This is a genomic window from Caballeronia sp. LZ008, from assembly GCF_031451435.1.
In the GTDB taxonomy this organism is placed as follows: Bacteria; Pseudomonadota; Gammaproteobacteria; order Burkholderiales; family Burkholderiaceae; genus Caballeronia; species Caballeronia zhejiangensis.
Genome location: NZ_JARUXK010000004.1, coordinates 1072402 through 1089915, shown reverse-complemented (window position 1 = coordinate 1089915; position 17514 = coordinate 1072402). Strand labels below are relative to the sequence as shown.

At 63.7% G+C, this 17514-nt stretch carries 18 protein-coding genes and 2 riboswitches; of the genes, 8 read left to right on the top strand and 10 right to left on the bottom strand.

Features of this window, described 5'->3' with window-relative positions; genetic code table 11:
• Window positions 1-48: 48 nt before the first annotated feature.
• Together QCE49_RS30055 and QCE49_RS30050 are read right to left on the bottom strand one after the other, a co-directional pair.
• A complete protein-coding gene (locus QCE49_RS30055) occupies window positions 49-420 on the bottom strand; it encodes a DUF1428 domain-containing protein (protein WP_250456841.1) in 372 nt (123 codons plus the stop codon).
• A gap of 59 nt (window positions 421-479) precedes the next feature.
• Window positions 480-1046 carry a histidine phosphatase family protein gene (locus QCE49_RS30050; RefSeq protein WP_250456840.1) on the bottom strand — a complete coding sequence of 189 codons (567 nt, stop codon included), beginning with the start codon at window positions 1044-1046 and terminating at the stop codon, window positions 480-482.
• Window positions 1047-1068: 22 nt separating this feature from the next.
• A riboswitch (cobalamin riboswitch) is annotated at window positions 1069-1219 on the top strand.
• Window positions 1220-1250: 31 nt separating this feature from the next.
• Here QCE49_RS30050 and QCE49_RS30045 point away from each other — a divergent pair.
• Window positions 1251-1484 (top strand): CbtB-domain containing protein, encoded by a 234-nt coding sequence (locus QCE49_RS30045; protein ID WP_034471940.1) that lies wholly within the window; start codon window positions 1251-1253, stop codon window positions 1482-1484.
• A 9-nt stretch (window positions 1485-1493) separates the two neighbouring features.
• A complete protein-coding gene (locus QCE49_RS30040; RefSeq protein ID WP_250440672.1) occupies window positions 1494-2276 on the top strand; it encodes a CbtA family protein in 783 nt (260 codons plus the stop codon).
• 34 nt (window positions 2277-2310) lie between these two features.
• Here the strand turns inward: QCE49_RS30040 and QCE49_RS30035 are convergent, their stop codons facing one another.
• The 4 genes from QCE49_RS30035 to QCE49_RS30020 form a co-directional block, all read right to left on the bottom strand.
• Window positions 2311-2556 (bottom strand): DUF1289 domain-containing protein, encoded by a 246-nt coding sequence (locus QCE49_RS30035; protein WP_250456839.1) that lies wholly within the window; start codon window positions 2554-2556, stop codon window positions 2311-2313.
• Entirely contained in the window at window positions 2553-3851 is a 1299-nt protein-coding gene (locus tag QCE49_RS30030; RefSeq protein WP_250456838.1) for a cobyrinate a,c-diamide synthase, read from the bottom strand. Before QCE49_RS30030 ends, QCE49_RS30035 begins: the two co-directional genes overlap by 4 nt.
• A 3-nt stretch (window positions 3852-3854) precedes the next feature.
• Window positions 3855-4457, bottom strand: coding sequence for a cob(I)yrinic acid a,c-diamide adenosyltransferase (cobO, locus tag QCE49_RS30025; RefSeq protein WP_250456837.1), 603 nt, complete (start codon window positions 4455-4457; stop codon window positions 3855-3857).
• A gap of 249 nt (window positions 4458-4706) precedes the next feature.
• A complete protein-coding gene (locus QCE49_RS30020) occupies window positions 4707-5132 on the bottom strand; it encodes a cobalamin biosynthesis protein (RefSeq protein ID WP_250481943.1) in 426 nt (141 codons plus the stop codon).
• Between the two features lie 47 nt (window positions 5133-5179).
• Window positions 5180-5437, top strand: a riboswitch (cobalamin riboswitch).
• A 120-nt stretch (window positions 5438-5557) separates the two neighbouring features.
• Here QCE49_RS30020 and cobW point away from each other — a divergent pair.
• From cobW to QCE49_RS29990, 6 genes are all read left to right on the top strand, one after another.
• Window positions 5558-6643, top strand: a complete 1086-nt coding sequence (gene cobW / locus QCE49_RS30015; RefSeq protein ID WP_250456835.1) for a cobalamin biosynthesis protein CobW — start codon at window positions 5558-5560, stop codon at window positions 6641-6643.
• A 5-nt stretch (window positions 6644-6648) separates the two neighbouring features.
• On the top strand, window positions 6649-10425 hold the full coding sequence (gene cobN / locus QCE49_RS30010; RefSeq protein ID WP_250456834.1) for a cobaltochelatase subunit CobN: 3777 nt from the start codon (window positions 6649-6651) through the stop codon (window positions 10423-10425).
• Window positions 10422-11429, top strand: a complete 1008-nt coding sequence (locus QCE49_RS30005; protein ID WP_008353107.1) for an ATP-binding protein — start codon at window positions 10422-10424, stop codon at window positions 11427-11429. Before cobN ends, QCE49_RS30005 begins: the two co-directional genes overlap by 4 nt.
• Window positions 11430-11548: 119 nt before the next feature.
• Window positions 11549-12118, top strand: coding sequence for a VWA domain-containing protein (locus QCE49_RS30000; RefSeq protein ID WP_250456833.1), 570 nt, complete (start codon window positions 11549-11551; stop codon window positions 12116-12118).
• Between the two features lie 170 nt (window positions 12119-12288).
• Complete coding sequence (locus QCE49_RS29995) at window positions 12289-12762, top strand: type VI secretion system amidase effector protein Tae4 (RefSeq protein WP_250456832.1); 474 nt, start codon at window positions 12289-12291, stop codon at window positions 12760-12762.
• A complete protein-coding gene (locus tag QCE49_RS29990; RefSeq protein ID WP_250456831.1) occupies window positions 12759-13214 on the top strand; it encodes a type VI secretion system amidase immunity protein Tai4 in 456 nt (151 codons plus the stop codon). Before QCE49_RS29995 ends, QCE49_RS29990 begins: the two co-directional genes overlap by 4 nt.
• Before the next feature lie 14 nt (window positions 13215-13228).
• Here QCE49_RS29990 and cobJ read toward each other — a convergent pair whose 3' ends face one another.
• Genes cobJ through cobG form a run of 4 tightly spaced genes read right to left on the bottom strand, consistent with a single transcriptional unit; the run spans window position 13229 to window position 17481 of the window.
• Window positions 13229-14881 (bottom strand): precorrin-3B C(17)-methyltransferase, encoded by a 1653-nt coding sequence (cobJ, locus tag QCE49_RS29985; RefSeq protein ID WP_250456830.1) that lies wholly within the window; start codon window positions 14879-14881, stop codon window positions 13229-13231.
• Window positions 14869-15597 (bottom strand): precorrin-2 C(20)-methyltransferase, encoded by a 729-nt coding sequence (locus QCE49_RS29980; RefSeq protein ID WP_250456829.1) that lies wholly within the window; start codon window positions 15595-15597, stop codon window positions 14869-14871. The genes cobJ and QCE49_RS29980 overlap by 13 nt, the downstream gene beginning before the upstream one ends.
• A complete protein-coding gene (locus QCE49_RS29975) occupies window positions 15594-16220 on the bottom strand; it encodes a precorrin-8X methylmutase (RefSeq protein WP_008353117.1) in 627 nt (208 codons plus the stop codon). Before QCE49_RS29975 ends, QCE49_RS29980 begins: the two co-directional genes overlap by 4 nt.
• Entirely contained in the window at window positions 16213-17481 is a 1269-nt protein-coding gene (gene cobG, locus QCE49_RS29970) for a precorrin-3B synthase (protein ID WP_250456828.1), read from the bottom strand. Before cobG ends, QCE49_RS29975 begins: the two co-directional genes overlap by 8 nt.
• Window positions 17482-17514: the final 33 nt, after the last annotated feature.

The following is a 17514-nucleotide window of genomic DNA, read 5'->3' as shown; positions in this document are numbered from 1 at the left end:
CGATGCGGTTCCTTCGAAGTAGTGACTCGATTGAGCGGATAAGAACGATCAGTCGCGCCCGAGTTCGACGATGGTCGTGAAGCCGCCGAAGAACATGCGTTGAGGATCGAACGGCGTCTCGCCGGATTCCATCATCGTTTTGAGGCGCGGGTCTTCCATCACTTTGGCGTTGACGCTATCGCGCTGCTCGCGCGATTCGTAGACGATATACGAGAACGCGACGGTCTCGCCTTCCTTCATCTGCACGCTCTGTGGAAACGATGTGAGCTTGCCGGGCTTCACGTCGTCGGCGATGGTTTCCACGAACTCCAGTGCGCCGTATTCCAGCCAGATCTTGCCGGCGGCTTCGGCCATGCGGCGATAAGCGTCGACCTTGTCGATCGGTACAGGTACGACGAATCCATCCACGTAGTGCGCCATCTGAGTCTCCTGGTTGAGTCGAACGCGCACCGCGCACGCGATGCGCTGTCTGCTTTGAGCTATTCGTATGGAGCGAAGTTCAGGGCGGTCCACGTATCGGCGGGCGAGGCGCGTTCCAGCACCGTGGACGAGAGCGGCGCGAAGTTCATCCCATAGATCGATGCGAGCGGCAGGCGAAGCGCATGCGCGAGCGCCGCTTTCACGACGATCGCATGCGTGACGACGATGCAGCGCCCCGCGTCGAGCCGGTCGATCGAAGCGAAGCCCTCGGCGACGCGCGCAGCGAGCATGGCGACGCTTTCGCCGCCGTGCGAACGCGCATCGGGACCCGCGAGCCATGCAGCGACATGTTCCGGTTCGCGCTCGCCCGTTTCGCGTATCGAATGCCCGCGCCAGCGGCCATAGTCGATGTCGTCGAACGCGGGAACGATCTCGAATGCATCCGCGATCCACGCCGCCGTTTCACGCGCGACGCGCGCGGGACTCGCAATCACGCGCGTGTCGGGCAAGGCGTGCAATGACGCGAGCTGCGCGCGCGCATCGCGCTCGGGAGGTTCGTCGCCGGTGGGAAAGTGCCCGGTTTTCATCGCGCGCGTGGCGGCGTGACAGAGAAGAATGAGTTCCAAGGCAGGTGGCGGTCGAATCGGAATCGTTTTACTTTGCAGCGGATCATCATAGAATGGCAAGCTTGCAGTGCGAGGAAGCCGGTGCAAACCCGGCACGGTCGCGCCACTGTGTGCGGTACGTCAACGCGAAAGCGCGGCGCCGCGAGTCAGACCCCGCTGCATGCTCTTCGTCAATCGGGACGCGCTTTTCCCTGGAGAACCACCATGAATGCTTCCAACGCGCCGGTCTTTTCCGCTCCGGTTTCCCCGTCACTCGATGCACCCGTGCCCATTCCGGTGCGTGAAGTGTTGCCGTGGGCCGTCTTCATCGGCCTCATTCTGCTGATCGCAATCTATTTCGTCGGCGCCGAACAGGGCGCGACGTCGATTTTCTCGGGCACGTACGTCCACGAATTCGTGCATGACGGCCGGCATTTGCTCGGCTTTCCGTGCCACTGAGGAAGCATCATGATTCGCACTTTGCTGATACGCGGCATGATCGCGGGACTGGTCGCGGGCCTGATCGGCTTCGGCTTCGCGCGTGCGTTCGGTGAACCGTCGGTGGCACGCGCCATCGCGTTCGAGGAACAGCACGAGCATGAACACGAACATGAGCACGGTCATGCCGATGCGGCTGCCACGCAAGCGCATTCGCACGATCACGGCGACGAAGCGCTCGTGTCTCGCGATACGCAAGCGGGCCTCGGCCTTCTGACCGGCGTCGCCGTGTTCGGCACCGCGCTCGGCGGTCTCTTCTCGCTCGTGTTCGCGTTTGCTTATGGACGGCTCGGCGCGTTGCGCGCGCGCGGCACGTCGGCATTGCTCGCGCTGTTCGGCTTCGTGAGCGTCGCCATCGTGCCGTTCCTCAAGTACCCGCCCAATCCGCCCGCTGTCGGCAATGCCGAGACCATCGGGCCGCGCACGGCGCTTTTCTTCGGCATGGTGGCGATTTCCATCGCGGCTGCCGTCTTCGCCGTGCGCTTGCAGCGGCGCATGGTGGCGCGGCATGGCGGGTGGAACGCGACGCTCATCGCGGCGGCTGCGTATATCGTCGTGATCGTGGCGGCGCAGGTCGCGCTGCCGTCCGTCGATGAAGTGCCCGCGGATTTCTCCGCTTCGCTGCTGTGGAATTTCCGCGTGGCCGCTATCGGCATGCAGGCGCTGTTATGGACGACGCTCGGTCTCGTGTTCGGTGCGCTCGCAGCGCGTGAACTCGAGCGGCCGGCGGTGAGAAGAATGGCTGCGGCGTAATCGGTTCGGCGTCGCTCATGAAGCCCGCGCTTCGTCAGGAACGCGGGCTTTTCGTTTGCTCTTTCGCCGCACGACGCTTGAGCAATTCATCGAACAGATCGAGCTTCGCGGCATCGTCCATCGATCTGAAGGTCTTGATTTCCTCGCGGCTTCGGAAGCACCCGAGGCACAGGCCCGTTTCCTGATCGAGCTTGCAGACATCGGTGCATGGCGAGCCGATGGGTTCCTGCGCTTTCGCGCGTTCGATGGTGAAAGGGAGATCGTCTTGCGTCGTTGTCATAGTGATTCGCCGCGAAAGAGCGCAGCGGCCGCGGCCGGATTCGACGGCCAGTAAGCGTGCATGTAAGTGGCCGACACCGAACCATGCCGATAGAGCGCTTCGCCTTCGGTGCCGGTCGTGGCATGAGCGGCCTTGAGTGCCGGCTGCATCGGCGTGTCGAGCGTCGAGTAGTGGAATGTGTGACCCGTCATCGCGCCATGCGTCGTGTCGATGCGCTGCATCGCGAGGCGCGACAGCTTGCGTTGCATCGCCGCGTCGCCGGGAAGGATGCCGAGCATCGCATGCCGCGTGCCTTCGATGTCGGTCAGCGTGTCGAGCAGATACAGCATGCCGCCGCATTCCGCGACCACGGGCTTCGCTCGCTCGACGTGCGCAACGACCGATGCACGCGCGCGTTCGTTCGAAGCGAGCGCCGCGGCATGCAGTTCGGGATAGCCGCCGGGAAGATAGAGCGCGTCGGCATCGTGCGGCGCGGGTTCGTCGGCGAGCGGAGAAAACGTGCTGATGCGCGCGCCCATGGCGATGAGCACATCGACATTCGCCGGATACACGAACGAGAACGCCGCATCGCGAGCGATGGCGATATGCGCGCCGTCGAGCAGACGCGGCGGCGCGGGCAGCGTCGCATCGTCGAAATGAACGGGCGGCGGAAGATCGGCGAGCGTCGTTTGCGCGATTGCATCGGCGGCGCGGTCGAGCCGTGCGTCGAGGCCCGCGATTTCATCGGGCTGCGTGAGACCGAGATGACGCTCGGGCAAGGCGATATCGTCCGCATTCGACAGATGGCCGCAATAACGCAAGTCGACGGGGATAGTCTCCGACAACATCTGCGCATGACGCGCCGATGCAACGCGATTCGCGAGCACGCCATGAAAGGGCACATCTTCGCGATAACGCGCGAGCCCGAACGCGATGGCGCCGAACGTCTGCGCCATGCCGTGCGCGCCGATCACCGCGAGCACCGGTACGTTGAACGTGGCGGCCAGATCGGCGCTGCTCGGCGTGCCGTCGAAGAGACCCATCACGCCTTCGATGAGAATGAGATCGGCCTCGCGCGCGGCCTTGGCGAGCAACGCGCGGCACGCATCGAGCCCGACCATCGACAGATGCAGCGAATAAACGGGCGCGCCGCATGCGCGTTCGAGAATCATCGGATCGAGAAAATCCGGGCCGGTCTTGAACACGCGTACCTTCAGTCCTCGGCGCGTGTGATGACGCGCAAGCGCCGCCGTCACCGTGGTCTTGCCTTGATGCGACGCACTCGCGCCGATGAAGAGAGCGGGGCAGTCGGGCATCGCTCAGAACTCGACGCCGCGTTGCGCTTTCACGCCTTGCTCGCGATACGGATGCTTCACGAGCCGCATTTCCGTGACGAGATCGGCAAGTTCGATCAACTCATCGGGCGCGTGTCGACCGGTCACGACGACATGCAGCATCGCGGGCCGCGCCTTCAGCACGTCGAGCACTTCATCGAGCGGCAGATACTCGTACTTGAGCACGGTGTTGAGTTCGTCGAGCACGACCATCTGATATTCGCCGCTCTCGATCATGCGGCGCGCTTCGTTCCAGCCCTTGCGCGCGGTGGCCATGTCGGCTTCGCGATTCTGCGTGTTCCAGGTGTAGCCATCTCCCATGGTGACGAAATCGCAATGCGCGATTGCGCCGAGGAAATCGCGTTCCGATGTATGCAGCGCGCCCTTGATGAACTGCACGACGCCGAGCTTCATGCCGTGTCCGAGCACGCGCACCGCCATGCCGAACGCGGCCGTTGTCTTGCCCTTGCCGTTGCCGGTATTCACGATCAAAAGGCCTTTCTCGTGATCGGCGGCGGCCTGCTTTTTCTCGTGGCCTTCCTTGCGGCGCTGGGTCATGCGCAGATGCGATTCGGTATCGGTTTTCACGGGAGCTCCAGAGAAACACGGCCGTATCGTACAACAGGCGGCGGCTTAATTCTGCGCTAACAGACGGCAGGCATCATGCAATCAACGTAATCACCGACTCTAGGAGCAAGCAAATGGACGCGCTCTATCTCTATCTGGAACTCGTCGCGCTTGGCGTTCTCGTCTGGCTTTGCCGCGACAAGTTCAAACCGGTCGTGGCGAAGCCGCTCGCCGAAACGCCGCGTCCGCGCACGACCGCAAGACCGGTATTCATGTTCCGTTCGCGCGGGGCGCATGCATCGCTGCGATCGCGACGGTTACGCCACAATCGATCGTCTTTGGCACGATGAGCGTTCGCGCGTTGCCCGCGAGCAGCGCGCAAGGCTCGCATACGCCATCGACGTTCATATGCGCCATTGCATGATGCGATATCGCCGTGCGCGGCGCTTGCGCGATTTCATCGGCGCCGTAGAAGCGCAATGTCAGACGATGACGCTCGCAGAACGCGAGCAGTCCCGCCTCGTGCCGTTTCGCGTCGATGCTCGCGATGATGGCGATGTCGCCGAACGCAAGCGTGCCCAAAGCGCCGCGCACGGCGTGCTCGATTGCGTCGGCGCTCGCGCCCCGCCTGCAGCCGATCCCCACGGCAAGACGCGTGACAGGGGGCTGATTCATGTGAGCGATGACGGATTCCATGTGCGCCGACCTTACCACCTTTCTTGACGCTCGCGCCCGCCGGGCCTAGACTTTCACGCAGTTTTGGTGCTCGCGCGCGGATTCTCTCGTGCGCAGTTAAACGGGAAGCAGGGCGCGTTCCTTTCGATTCGTCGAACGCACGTCAACCTGCGCTGCCCCCGCAACGGTAAGCGATTCACCGCGCACGGCATTTTCATCGCGTGTACGGGAAGCCGGCTTCGAAGCCACTGCGCGTGAGAAACGCGCGGGAAGGCGAAGCGGCGTCGTCGTCAGCCCGGATACCGGCCAGACTTTGAGCGGGGCTTGCTGTCGCGGGGATGCGGCGCGGCCCATGATCCATAAAAGCGTGCGTTTCCCTTTCATCCAGCCGCGTTGCCAGGCATCGCGCGACATGAAGCGCATGCAACCGAAGCCACGGAGCGACGATGCAAACCCGCAAGATTCCCGTCACGGTCGTGACCGGCTTTCTCGGCAGCGGCAAGACCACACTGATGCGGCATATCCTCTCCAATGCGCAAGGCCAGCGCATCGCGGTGATCGTCAACGAGTTCGGCGAGCTCGGCATCGACGGGGAGATTTTGAAAGGTTGCGGCATCGGTTGCGACGATGAAGCCGGCTCCAAAGACCGCAATCTGTACGAGCTCGCGAACGGTTGTCTCTGCTGCACCGTGCAGGAAGAGTTCTATCCGGTCATGGAACAACTCGTCGAGCGGCGCGAGAGCATCGATCACGTGCTGATCGAAACGTCCGGTCTCGCTTTGCCGAAGCCGCTCGTGCAGGCGTTCAACTGGCCGTCGATCAAGAACGCATTCACCGTCGATGCCGTCGTGACCGTGGTCGACGGACCCGCTGCCGCGAGCGGTCAGTTCGCGGCGAATCCCGTCGCCGTCGATGCGCAACGCAAGGCCGATCCCAATCTCGATCACGAATCGCCGCTGCATGAACTGTTCGAGGACCAGCTTTCGTCTGCCGATCTCGTCATCGTCAACAAGACCGATCTCATGGATGATGAAGCGCTGCGAAAGGTCGAAGCGCTCGTGCGGCCCGAGATTCCGCCCGAAGTGAAGATCGTGCCCGCGCAGATGGGCAGGCTCGATGTGCATACATTGCTCGGTCTCGAATCGGCATCGGAAGAGACGATTCATTTGCGGCACGATCATCACGGTTCGCCCGATGAAGCAGGCCACGCCGATCATCATCATGACGAGTTCGATTCGGTCGTCGTGCATGGCAACGTCGAATCGCGCGAGCAGGCGCTGGCCGCGCTGCATGCGCTCGTCGAGCAGCACACGATCTATCGCGTGAAGGGTTTCGCTGCGTTGCCGGGCGCGGCGATGCGGCTCGTCGTGCAAGGCGTCGGACGACGCTTCGACAGTTATTTCGACCGCCGCTGGGAAGCGGGCGAAGCGAAGACCCAAAGCCGCTTCGTGCTGATCGGCGAAGACCTCGAACGCGCGACGCTGCAACGCGCGTTCGACGCCGCGCTCGCGAGCGCGCCCGTGCAGGCGTAACCGCGATGCATCTGCTCCGCACGACGCCGGGAGGCTTCGTCGACGACGCGCAGGGCGTCATGCGTATCGATCAGACGAGCGCGCCGATCGTCGTGCTCAGCTCCGCCGATACGACGCTCGCGTTGCTCGCGAGCGCGTTTCCGCGTCTCGAGCCCGGCTTTCCCGACGTGCGGCTCGCGAATCAATCGTTTCTGCGTCAGCCCGCATCGGTCGATTTCTATGTCGACGATGTATTGCGTCACGCGAAGGTCGTGATCGTCGATCATCTCGGCGGCGAATCGTACTGGCCGTACGGCATCGAGCGGCTCGTCGCGCTCGCGAAAGAGCGCAAGCAGATGCTCGCGATGTTTTCGGGCGATCTCACCGAGGACCCGAATCTTATCGGCAAGAGCACGGCCGATGCAGCGTTTTGCCGCGAGCTGTCGCGCTATCTGCGCGAAGGCGGCGCGCGCAATGCCGAGGAGTTTCTACGCGCGATCGCGCATCGCGCGTTCGGCTTCGGGCGCGAGCCGCAGCCGCCGAGTCCGCTGCCCGCCGTCGCGATCTATCATCCCGAGCGCGATATCGCGGGCATCGACGACTGGCAGGCGCGCTGGACCGAAGGCGCGAGCGTCGCCGCGATTCTGTTTTACCGCGCGCATTTGCAATCGGGCAATACGGCCGTGTTCGATGCGCTCATCGAAGCGCTCGAAAAAGAAGGCATGAATCCGTTGCCGATCGCGATTTCGTCGCTCAAGGAAAGCGTGAGCCGCGAAGTGGTCGAGCGTTTGTGCGCGCAGCATCGCGCATCGCTCGTATTGAACACGACGGCTTTTGCGGCGAGCGTGATCGGCGAGGACGAAGTTTTCGAAGTGGCGGGTGAGGCGCCCGTGCTGCAAGTCATCCTGAGCGGCGGCAATCGCGATGACTGGCAGAAGGACAATCACGGCCTGAATTCGCGCGACGTCGCCATGCATGTCGCGCTTCCCGAAGTCGATGGCCGCATCATCACGCGCGCCGTGAGTTTCAAGGGGCTCGCATATCACTGCAAGCATACGCAGGTGGATGTCGTGCGCTATCAGGCCGACGCGGAGCGCGTGCGCTTCGTCGCCGAACTGAGCCGGCGGTGGACCAAGCTGCGTCATACGCCGAACGCGCAGAAGCGCATCGCGCTCGTGCTGGCGAACTACCCGGCGAGCGAAGGGCGCATCGGCAATGGCGTGGGACTCGATACGCCTGCATCCGCGATCAACATTCTGTCGATGCTCGCGCGAGAAGGCTATCGCGTCGGCACGATGCCGGCGAACGGCGATGCGCTCATCGCCGCGTTGACGGAAGGCGTGACCAACGATCCCGTCGTCCGCGATATGCGCCCTGCGTTGCAGAGTCTTTCGCTCGATGACTATCTCGACGCGTATCGCACGCTGCCCGCCGATGCGCGCGCCGCGCTCGAAAAAACCTGGGGCGCACCCGAAGACGACCCGACGATCAGACGCGGCCGTTTCATGATCGCGGGCTATCGCTGCGGGGAAGTGTTCATCGGCATTCAGCCCTCGCGTTCGCGGCAGCGCAACGATTACGCGAGCTATCACGATGCCGAACTCGTGCCGCCGCATTCCTATCTCGCGTTCTACTTCTGGCTGCGTCTGCGCTTTCAGGCGGATGCGCTCGTGCATGTCGGCAAGCACGGCAATCTCGAATGGCTGCCGGGAAAGAGCGTCGCGTTGTCGTCATCGTGCTGGCCGGATGCGATTCTCGGACCGATGCCGCATCTCTATCCGTTCATCGTCAACGATCCGGGCGAAGGCAGTCAGGCGAAGCGCCGCGCGCAGGCCGTGATCATCGATCATCTGATGCCGCCGCTCACGCGCGCCGAGAACTATGGGCCATTGCAGGATCTCGAGCGTCAGGTCGACGAATACTACGAAGCGTTGATGGTCGATGTGCGCCGCGCGAAGCTGCTGCGCAAGACGATTCTCGCGAACATCGTCGAGAACCGGCTGCACGAGGAACTCGGGCTGGATGCGCCACGCGATACCGTGGGTGAAGACGCGTTGCTCACGCGCGCCGATGCCTATCTCTGCGAACTGAAGGAAGCGCAGATTCGCGACGGCCTGCATGTATTCGGTGTCTCGCCGCAAGGCGTGCAACGACGCGACACGCTGCTCGCGCTCGGCCGCTTTCCGATCGGCGACGGCCAGGGCGCGAACGCGAGCCTGATCGTCGCGATCGCACGGGATCTGCAATTGCCCGATATCTTCGATCCGCTCGATGCGGATTGGGCCGCGCCGTGGACCGGCCCGCGTCCGCAAGCACTTGCCGATGTGAGCGAAGCGCCGTGGCGTCATCAAGGCGATACGCGCGAGCGCCTCGAATCGTTAGCGATGCAACTATTGTCCGATGCTGACGCAGCCGCGCCCGGACCGCGTGCATCGCTCGTGCTCGAACGTCTGCGTGGCGATGTGCTCGCGCGGCTCGATGCGTGCGGCCCGCAAGAGCTGACGCAACTGAAGCGAGGTCTCGAAGGCCGTTTCGTGCCGCCGGGTCCGAGCGGCTCGCCTTCGCGCGGCAGACCGGACGTGCTGCCCACCGGCCGCAACTTCTATTCCGTCGATACGCGCGCATTGCCGACGCAAGCCGCATGGTCGCTCGGCGTAAAGTCGGCGAACGCATTGGTCGAACGCCATGTGCAGGATCACGGCGATTTTCCGCGGGCAATCGGCTTGTCGGTGTGGGGCACGGCGACGATGCGGACCGGCGGCGACGATATCGCGCAGGCGTTCGCGTTGATCGGCGTGCGGCCCAAGTGGGCGGCGGGCAGTCATCGCGTGACCGACTTCGAGATTCTGCCGATCTCGATCTTCAACCGGCCGCGCATCGACGTGACATTGCGCGTATCGGGCTTCTTCCGCGATGCGTTCGCGAATCTCATTCATCTCTTCGATGCGGCGGTGCAGGCCGTCGCCGAATTGGACGACGAGCCCGCCGATGTCAACCCGATCCGCGCGCGCATCCTTCGTGAGCGCGACGAGCTGATCGCGCGCGGCATCGAGACGAAGGACGCGCGGCGTCGAGCGGGCTGGCGCGTGTTCAGCACGAAGCCGGGCGCATACGGCGCGGGTCTGCAGGAACTGATCGACGCAAAGCAATGGCAGACCGATGCGGATCTTTCCGCCGCGTATCAAAGCGCGGGCGGCTACGCGTATTCGCAATCGGGCGATGGCGTCGAAGCACGCGCGAGCTTCGGCGCGCGGCTATCGACGCTCGATGTCGTCGTGCAGAACCAGGACAATCGCGAACACGATCTGCTCGATTCGAACGACTATCACCAGTTCCAGGGCGGCATGGTCGCGGCCGTGCGCTATCTGTCGGGCGTGCAGCCGCAGACGTATAACGCCGATCACAGCAATCCCGCTGCGCCGCGCGTTCGCACGCTGAACGAAGAGATTGCGCGCGTGGTGCGTTCACGCGTGGTCAATCCGAAGTGGATCGATGGCGTGAAGCGGCACGGTTACAAGGGCGCGTCCGAACTCGCGGCGACCGTCGACTACCTGTTCGGCTACGACGCCACCGCGCGCGTCGTGTCGGATCATCAGTACGCGCTGGTCACCGATGCCTATCTGAACGATGCCGACACGCGCGAGTTCATTGCGCAGCACAATCCGCACGCGTTGCAATCGATCTGCGAGCGTCTGCTCGAAGCGATGCAACGCGGTCTGTGGCAGCAACCCGCTGGCTATCGCGAGCAGGTCGAACGGCATCTGCTCGATGTCGAACAGCACATCGAAGGCCGACATTCTTGAACGAATCCATCACATCTGCCGTGTTTCCTTTTTCGGCGCTCGTCGCACAAGCGCCCTTGCAGCAGGCGCTTTTGCTCGCGGCCGTCGATCCTTCGATCGGCGGCGTGCTCGTGAGCGGGCCGCGCGGCACCGCGAAATCCACCGCGACGCGCGCACTCGCGGAGTTGCTGCCCGAAGGGAAGCTCGTGACCTTGCCGCTCGGCGCGAGCGAGGAACAGTTGATCGGCACGCTCGACATCCAAAGCGCATTGCGCGACGGCGGTGTGAAGTTTTCTCCGGGCCTGCTTGCGAAGGCGCATCGGGGCGTGCTGTATGTCGATGAAGTGAATCTCCTGCCGAATCCGCTCGTCGATCAGTTGCTCGATGTCGCGGCGAGCGGCGTGAACATCGTCGAGCGCGATGGCATTTCGCATCGGCACGACGCGCGCTTCGTGCTAATCGGCACGATGAATCCGGAAGAGGGCGAGTTGCGGCCGCAATTGCTCGATCGTTTCGGTCTTGCCGTGGAGATGAACAATTGCTTCGATGCGCTCGTGCGGCAACGTATCGTCAAGGCGCGTCTTGCATTCGATGCCGATCCTGATGCGTTTCGCGCGCGGCATCGTGACGAGCAGGCTTCGCTGGAATCGCGCATTCACGCGGCGCGCGCGGCATTGTCGTCATTCGATTTCGATGATGCGGTTCACGCGCGCGTGAGCGAGCTTTGCATCGAGGCGCATGTCGACGGCTTGCGTGCGGACATCGTCATGCTGCGCGCGGCGCGTGCGCTGGCTGCGTTGGAGGAAGCAGCGGGCGTGAACGTCACGCACGTCGAACGCGTCGCCGATGCGGTGCTCAAGCATCGGCGAAGAGAAGGGGAAGCGCCTTCACGCGAACCGGCAGGCCGCGAGTCGACGTCGCCCGATGCAGGCTCGAACCAAGCGGATTGGGGCTACATGCCGCCGGAGCCGACGGGAACCGCGAAGGTCAAGCAAGTGAGGCCGCTCGCCGCAAAAAAAGCCTGAACCATCGAAGGCGCGACGCGAATGCCTTCGACACAAGGCATCGTCTTCGATGGAACGAAGCGTTCGCGAAAGGCCGCAGCGCGACGCGCGAGGGCGAAGTCAGCGCGTCGATCGACTGGATGGCGACATTGCGCGCAAAGCGTTCCGCGCGCTTTGCTACGGAGCATTTGCGATACCGGCGCACGCAGGGCGACGGTGCGGTGCTGCATTGTTTTCTGCTCGATTGCTCCGGCTCGATGCTCGCCGGCGAGCGCCTTGCGCGCGCGAAGGGCATGCTCGTCGCGCTGTTCGATCGCGCTTATCGTGAGCGGGCGGAGATTGCGCTGATATGTTTCGGCGGTGCACGCGCGAAAGTGCGTCGTCAGCCGGGCGCGGCGCACTGGTTCAATGAGCGGTGGGTCGCGCCGATCGGCGGCGGTGGCGGCACGCCTCTCGCGCTTGGGCTGGCGAGCGCGGGAACGGTGCTTGAGAGAGCGGCTCGGCGCAGACCAGTGCAACGGCGCTGCTTGTGGGTGCTCACCGACGGGCGAACGAACGAGCAACCGCAAGCACCTCACGCAGCGGATGAGATCGTCGTCGTCGATTTCGAGGAAGGCGCGATTCGGGTCGGGCGCGGCGAGGCGCTCGCGCGCGAGTGGAGCGCGAGATATGTGCTTGCGGATGCGCTGATAAGAATCTCGGATTGTTGAGCAATCGATTCGAATATTGCCGACTGCCACGGTGATTGTCCGAATTTTGCGCGATCAGGCTTGCAGCGATTCAGCGAGCCATATCGACTTTATAATCGCCTGCATATTTCGGAGTTGTTTGGCTATGAATAATTAGGATAACAAATGTACAGACCAAGCTTTGCGGCCGCGTGGTCGGCATCCATGGAAATCTTCGATCCATCGAATCCGAGGGGAAGATCGCGACGGTGATTGGTGGGAAGGTAGCCGCCAACATCAACGAGGTGGGTGCGGAAGCGAGGTGGAAGAATACATGCGCGGTTCGAATGAGCTATATCTTGAATCACTCGGGCGTGACCGTTCCAGCCATCGATGGGAAGACGGTTTCAGGCGCTGATCGTCGACGCTACTTCTTTCGCGTGGTGGACCTCATCGAATTTCTCAAACAGCGTTGGGGCAAGCCGGAAACGATTGAATATCCGCCCTCGGGAGGCGGCAGGCTCGCAGGCAAAAAAGGTGTGATTCTCTTTGGAACGTCGGGATGGCGAGACGCACAAGGTCATGCCACCTTGTACAACGGTATCGTTTGCTACGACAGTTGTTACTTCAACGAACCTGGGGTTCGATACAGGACCGACCAGGCGCATTTTTGGAGCCTGTCATGAAGCGATGGACCAGCCTGGTGATTCTCGCGCTGGCGTGCGCTACGGCAAGCGGACAGACCATTCCCCCCAACGAAAACTCGCCGGAAGCGCCATCGCGCACCTACGCCCAGAATTACAAGGACATGGTCTTGGCCATATGCGTCGCCACAGCGTACAAAGGCAGTAACGACGCAGCCGTCGATGCCGGAAGTAGCGCGAGCGCACTGAGAGACTGGACTTATTACGACCTCGATAAAAGTCCTGCGGAAGTGGAGGCGCTAGTGCGCAAGCATCTACGGCGCGATTACTATAATCCGCTTGTCGAGGCCGAAGCGAAGGGAGCGGACATTCGCTTCGATTTTCTCAAGTGCCTCGACCTGTACCACAGCAAGGAATTGGAGCGGCTGGTCAAACGACGGGTAGCGCACCCTGACTGGACGGTACGTTCGCGTTCAAAAGCGGGCAAGCATTGACTCTCGACGCATCCTCAGTCATACCACCGCGGCGTATAAACCCAATCCCCGACGACACGCGTCATCGATGATCCGACGATGACCATCGTCCTCATGTCGACGAGCTCGCTCTTCAGTTCACCGAGCTCAATGACGCGCAAAGCCTCCGCCGGACGTCCGATATCTCTTCCCAGCACGACCGGCGTGTCCGAGTCCCGATATCGCTTCACGACGTCGATCGCACGATCGAACTGCCACGGCCGCGCCTTCGACAGCGGGTTATAGAAGGCCATCACGAGATCCGCTTCGCCTGCATGCGCGATGCGCTTCTCGATCACGCTCCACGGCTTCAAGTTATCCGACAACGACAACACGCAGAAGTCATGGCCGAGCGGCGCACCCGCGCGCGCGGCCGTCGCGAGCGAGGCCGACACGCCCGGCACGATCTGAAGCTTCACCGCATTCCATTCGGGATGCGTGGCGCGTCCTTCGTCGAGTGCTTCGAGCACCGCTGCGGCCATCGCGAACACGCCGGGATCGCCCGATGACACCACGATCACGCGTCGTCCTTCACTCGCGAGTTCGAACGCGTGTCGCGCGCGCTGCAGTTCCTCGCGATTGTCGGTGATATGCACGCGCTGGTCGTCGCGAAACGGTCCCGCCATACGCACATACGTCTCGTAACCGAGCACGTCTTGTGCGTCGTGAAGCGCGCTTCTTGCGGCGGGCGTCATCAGTTCCGCCTTGCCGGGACCAAGGCCGATCACCGTCAGCGTGCCGCGCGCACGGCCGATCGATCCCGCATCGATCGGCGTATCGCTGACGTGCAGCGCAACGCCTCGCGCATCGTTGGGAGCGAATGGCGGGGCATCGCAGAAGCGCAACGGCACATCGAGCGCACGCGCCGCATCTTCGAGCGGACGCGAAGCCATGTAGCGAGCGGGCGCGGTCAACGCCGCGAGCGCAAGCGGTGCGAGACCACGTTCGTTCAAGGCAGCTCGCACGCGTTCGGCGACGTCATCGTCGTGTGAAATATCTTCGATCCACGCAAGCACGCAACGCGGATGAATCACGAGGCTGTTTTCATCGCGCGTGGCAAGCGGCGTGATGCGAACGGCAAGACGCGCATCGTCGTTGCGAGGCAGCGCGGCATCGTCGAGCCAGGGCGCGTGGCCTTCGATGCGCGTCGTCGCGCCCGCCAGCAGGTCGGACACGAAACGCTTGCCTTGCTCGATATCCGCAAGTGCATAACCTTCGGGCGGCGCCAGCAGACATTTCCCGAAGCGCAATTCGCCGCTCGTCGTGATCGCGGGTGCGGCTTGCAAGGCGTCGCCGATCTCGCGCGCAAGCACATTCACGCCGCTCATGCCGCCGAGCAGCGGCACGATGGCGCTGCCATCCTGCGCGATGGCGAGCACGGGCGGTTCGTTGCCTTTGTCGCCGAGACAGGATGCAAGCGCGCGAATCACGATGCCCGCGGAACACAGCGCGACGATCGCCGCGCCCGACGCATACAGACCACGCACGTGCGCGCCGAAGTCGTCATACGCGATGTCCGCGCTCACGCGGCTCGCCAGTCCATGCACGCGCGATTGCGGAAAGCGCGCCTGAATGCGACGCGCGGTATCGAGCGCGCCCGCGCCGAGCACGACGATCGCCATCGGCATGGAAGCCTTCATGCGCGCCATTTTTTCCCCGGCACGACGAGCAGCGAGAAATACGGCGATGCCATCGGATCGACTTCATCGAGCGGCACGATGCGCTGGTTGGCCATCGTCGCGCGCTCGACATACAACGCGCGATCGTCGAGGCCGAGTTCGCCCAGCACGCGCCGCACTTTCTCGAAGTTGCGGCCGAGCTTCATGATGACGGCCGCATCGGCTGCTTCGAGACGGCGCTTCAGATCGTCTTCAGGCAGCACGCCCGACAGCACCGACAGACTCTGATTGCGATACACGAGCGGCACGCCGAGCACGGCCACGCCGCCGAGCATCGAGCACACGCCCGGCACGACCTCTGCATCGAAGCGTGCTGCGAGACGATCGTGCAGATACATGTATGAGCCGTAGAAAAACGGATCGCCCTCGCAGATCACGGCGACATCGCGTCCGGATTCGAGATGACCGGATATCGTGAGCGCGGCTTCGTCGTAGAACGCGCTGATGATCGTCTCGTAGCAGAGCGGCGGTTCGAGCGCTTCGGTCGTCACCGGATAGACGAGCGGCAGGCGCATCTGCGTATCGTCGAGATGCGATTCGATGATGCCGAACGCATTACCCTTCTTGCCCTTTGCGACGAAATACGCGACCACCGGCGCGGCCTTCAAAAGCCGCAGCGCCTTCACGGTGATCAGCTCCGGATCGCCCGGACCGACGCCTAATCCAAAGAGACGTCCACGCATCATTCGGCCTCCGAAGCAAGTGCGTTCACTGCGGCCGCTGCCATCGCGCTGCCTCCGCGCCGGCCGAGCAGCGCGACGAAGGGCACGCCGCGGCTATCGGCGGCGAGCATCGCTTTCGATTCCGCCGCGCCGATGAAACCGACCGGAAAGCCGAGAATGAGCGCGGGCTTCGGCGCGCCGGCATCGATCATGTCGAGCAGATGGAAGAGCGCGGTCGGCGCGTTGCCTATCGCGACGATCGCGCCTTCGAGTTGCGCACGCCATAGTTCGAGCGCGGCGGCCGAGCGCGTGTTGCGCATCGCGCGGGCGCGCTCGGGAATCGAGGGATCGCTCAAGGTGCAGATCACGCGGTTGTCGGCGGGCAAGCGCGCGCGCGTGATGCCCTCGGCGACCATGCGCGCATCGCACAGGATCGGCGCGCCTGCTGCAAGCGCCTTTCTTCCGATGCTGCCCGCGCCGGGCGAGAAGCGCAGATCGCTCACGATATCCACCATGCCGCACGCATGGATCAGCCGCACGGCGAGCTTCTCCAGATCGGCGGGAATGGCGGCGAGGTCGGCTTCGGCGCGGATCGTCGCAAAGGACTGACGATAAATCTCCGCGCCGTCGCGGATGTAGTCAAGCATCGGCATGGCTCCGGGCGAGCCGTTCGGCCGCCTCTTCGATGGTCAGATTGCGCGCGACGGCTCGTGCGTCGCGATGTAAGTCGTATCGTCCGGGCGCGACTGCGTAGAGCGTGACCGGAACCGGATGCGCCGCCGCGCACGAACGCTCGCAGCCGCTCAGATGCACCTGCGTCCCGTCATCCGAAGGCAGGAGCGCGGCGAGCCGGTGAGCATCGGCTTTGGTGTCGGCACGGCTCTTTGCGCAGCCTTCCGAACCCGCGCACGCGATGAGGCGCGCGAGCGGTTCGTGCGCGCCCGTTGCGAGGCCGAGCGCGTGCAGCCCTTGCAGCACATCATGCGCTGAATGCGCCGCGAGGCCGGGAATCAGCACGCTTTGCCACGGCGTCATCGTCAGGCGGCTTGCGCCGTGTGCGTCGGCGAGATTGGCGAGCGCTTCGAGCGTCGTCGCATCGAGACGGCCCAGCGGCGTTTGCGCACCCGCGTACCACGTCGCGCGATGCGGCTCCTCGTGCGCGCCGAGACGCAGCGATGCATCGGCGGGTGCGCGTGTCCATGTCGCGATATCGGCGTCGAAACGCAAGGCGTCGAGAAAGCGCGCAACGCCGATACGCGCAAGCAGATCGCGCATGCGATGTTCTTCAGGCGTCGCCAGCGCGAGAAAGCTGCGCAACACGTTCAGGACGAACATCACGAGATCGTCGCGCGAGATCGCGCCGAGCGCCGGATCGCGCATCGTTCCGGCGAGGCCGAATGCGAAGCGCGCGCCATCGTCGATGGCGGAAAGCCAAAGATCGTGCGGATGATCGAGCATCGCGAGGCGCTCGCCGGCGTCGAGCTGGAGCGCGAATTTCGGCGACAGCGCATGCAACGACGCATCGGCCTGCATCGCATCGACGATCCGCGCGGCGAGCGCGCGCGTGCCGTCGTCCGCGAGCGGGCTCAGCATTACGTTGCGGATGTCGTCTGCGCCCGCCGTCGACGGGCCGAGGCCCGCGTCGAGGGCGATGTCGACGAGCGCGGCGTGGGCATCGTCGCGAATGCCGCGCAGTTGCAGATTCGCGCGATTGGTCACTTCGATCACGCCCGAGCCGCACTCGCGAGCCGCGCGCGCGACGGCCCGCGCCGCCCGCGTGCTCAACACGCCGCCCGCGAGACGCAGACGCGCAAGGCCGCCATCGCGCGCGGGCACGATGCGCATCAGGCCCGGGCATGCGGAAGCACGCGGCGTTGCGTTGAGCGATGAGCGGTCGAAAGAATTCAAAAGCGTGACCCGTTGGGCTTCGCGCGTGATGAG

What these genes read in the sequence shown, in the direction of transcription:
- QCE49_RS30030 (WP_250456838.1), bottom strand. Translation starts at nt 3,851, where the DNA reads ATGCCCGACTGCCCCGCTCTCTTCATCGGCGCGAGTGCGTCGCATCAA.
- QCE49_RS30055 (WP_250456841.1), bottom strand. Translation starts at nt 420, where the DNA reads ATGGCGCACTACGTGGATGGATTCGTCGTACCTGTACCGATCGACAAG.
- cobJ (WP_250456830.1), bottom strand. Translation starts at nt 14,881, where the DNA reads ATGGCGCGCATGAAGGCTTCCATGCCGATGGCGATCGTCGTGCTCGGC.
- QCE49_RS30000 (WP_250456833.1), top strand. Translation starts at nt 11,549, where the DNA reads ATGGCGACATTGCGCGCAAAGCGTTCCGCGCGCTTTGCTACGGAGCAT.
- QCE49_RS29990 (WP_250456831.1), top strand. Translation starts at nt 12,759, where the DNA reads ATGAAGCGATGGACCAGCCTGGTGATTCTCGCGCTGGCGTGCGCTACG.
- QCE49_RS29980 (WP_250456829.1), bottom strand. Translation starts at nt 15,597, where the DNA reads ATGATGCGTGGACGTCTCTTTGGATTAGGCGTCGGTCCGGGCGATCCG.
- QCE49_RS30035 (WP_250456839.1), bottom strand. Translation starts at nt 2,556, where the DNA reads ATGACAACGACGCAAGACGATCTCCCTTTCACCATCGAACGCGCGAAA.
- QCE49_RS30020 (WP_250481943.1), bottom strand. Translation starts at nt 5,132, where the DNA reads ATGGAATCCGTCATCGCTCACATGAATCAGCCCCCTGTCACGCGTCTT.
- QCE49_RS30040 (WP_250440672.1), top strand. Translation starts at nt 1,494, where the DNA reads ATGATTCGCACTTTGCTGATACGCGGCATGATCGCGGGACTGGTCGCG.
- QCE49_RS29975 (WP_008353117.1), bottom strand. Translation starts at nt 16,220, where the DNA reads ATGCTTGACTACATCCGCGACGGCGCGGAGATTTATCGTCAGTCCTTT.
- cobW (WP_250456835.1), top strand. Translation starts at nt 5,558, where the DNA reads ATGCAAACCCGCAAGATTCCCGTCACGGTCGTGACCGGCTTTCTCGGC.
- cobN (WP_250456834.1), top strand. Translation starts at nt 6,649, where the DNA reads ATGCATCTGCTCCGCACGACGCCGGGAGGCTTCGTCGACGACGCGCAG.
- QCE49_RS30045 (WP_034471940.1), top strand. Translation starts at nt 1,251, where the DNA reads ATGAATGCTTCCAACGCGCCGGTCTTTTCCGCTCCGGTTTCCCCGTCA.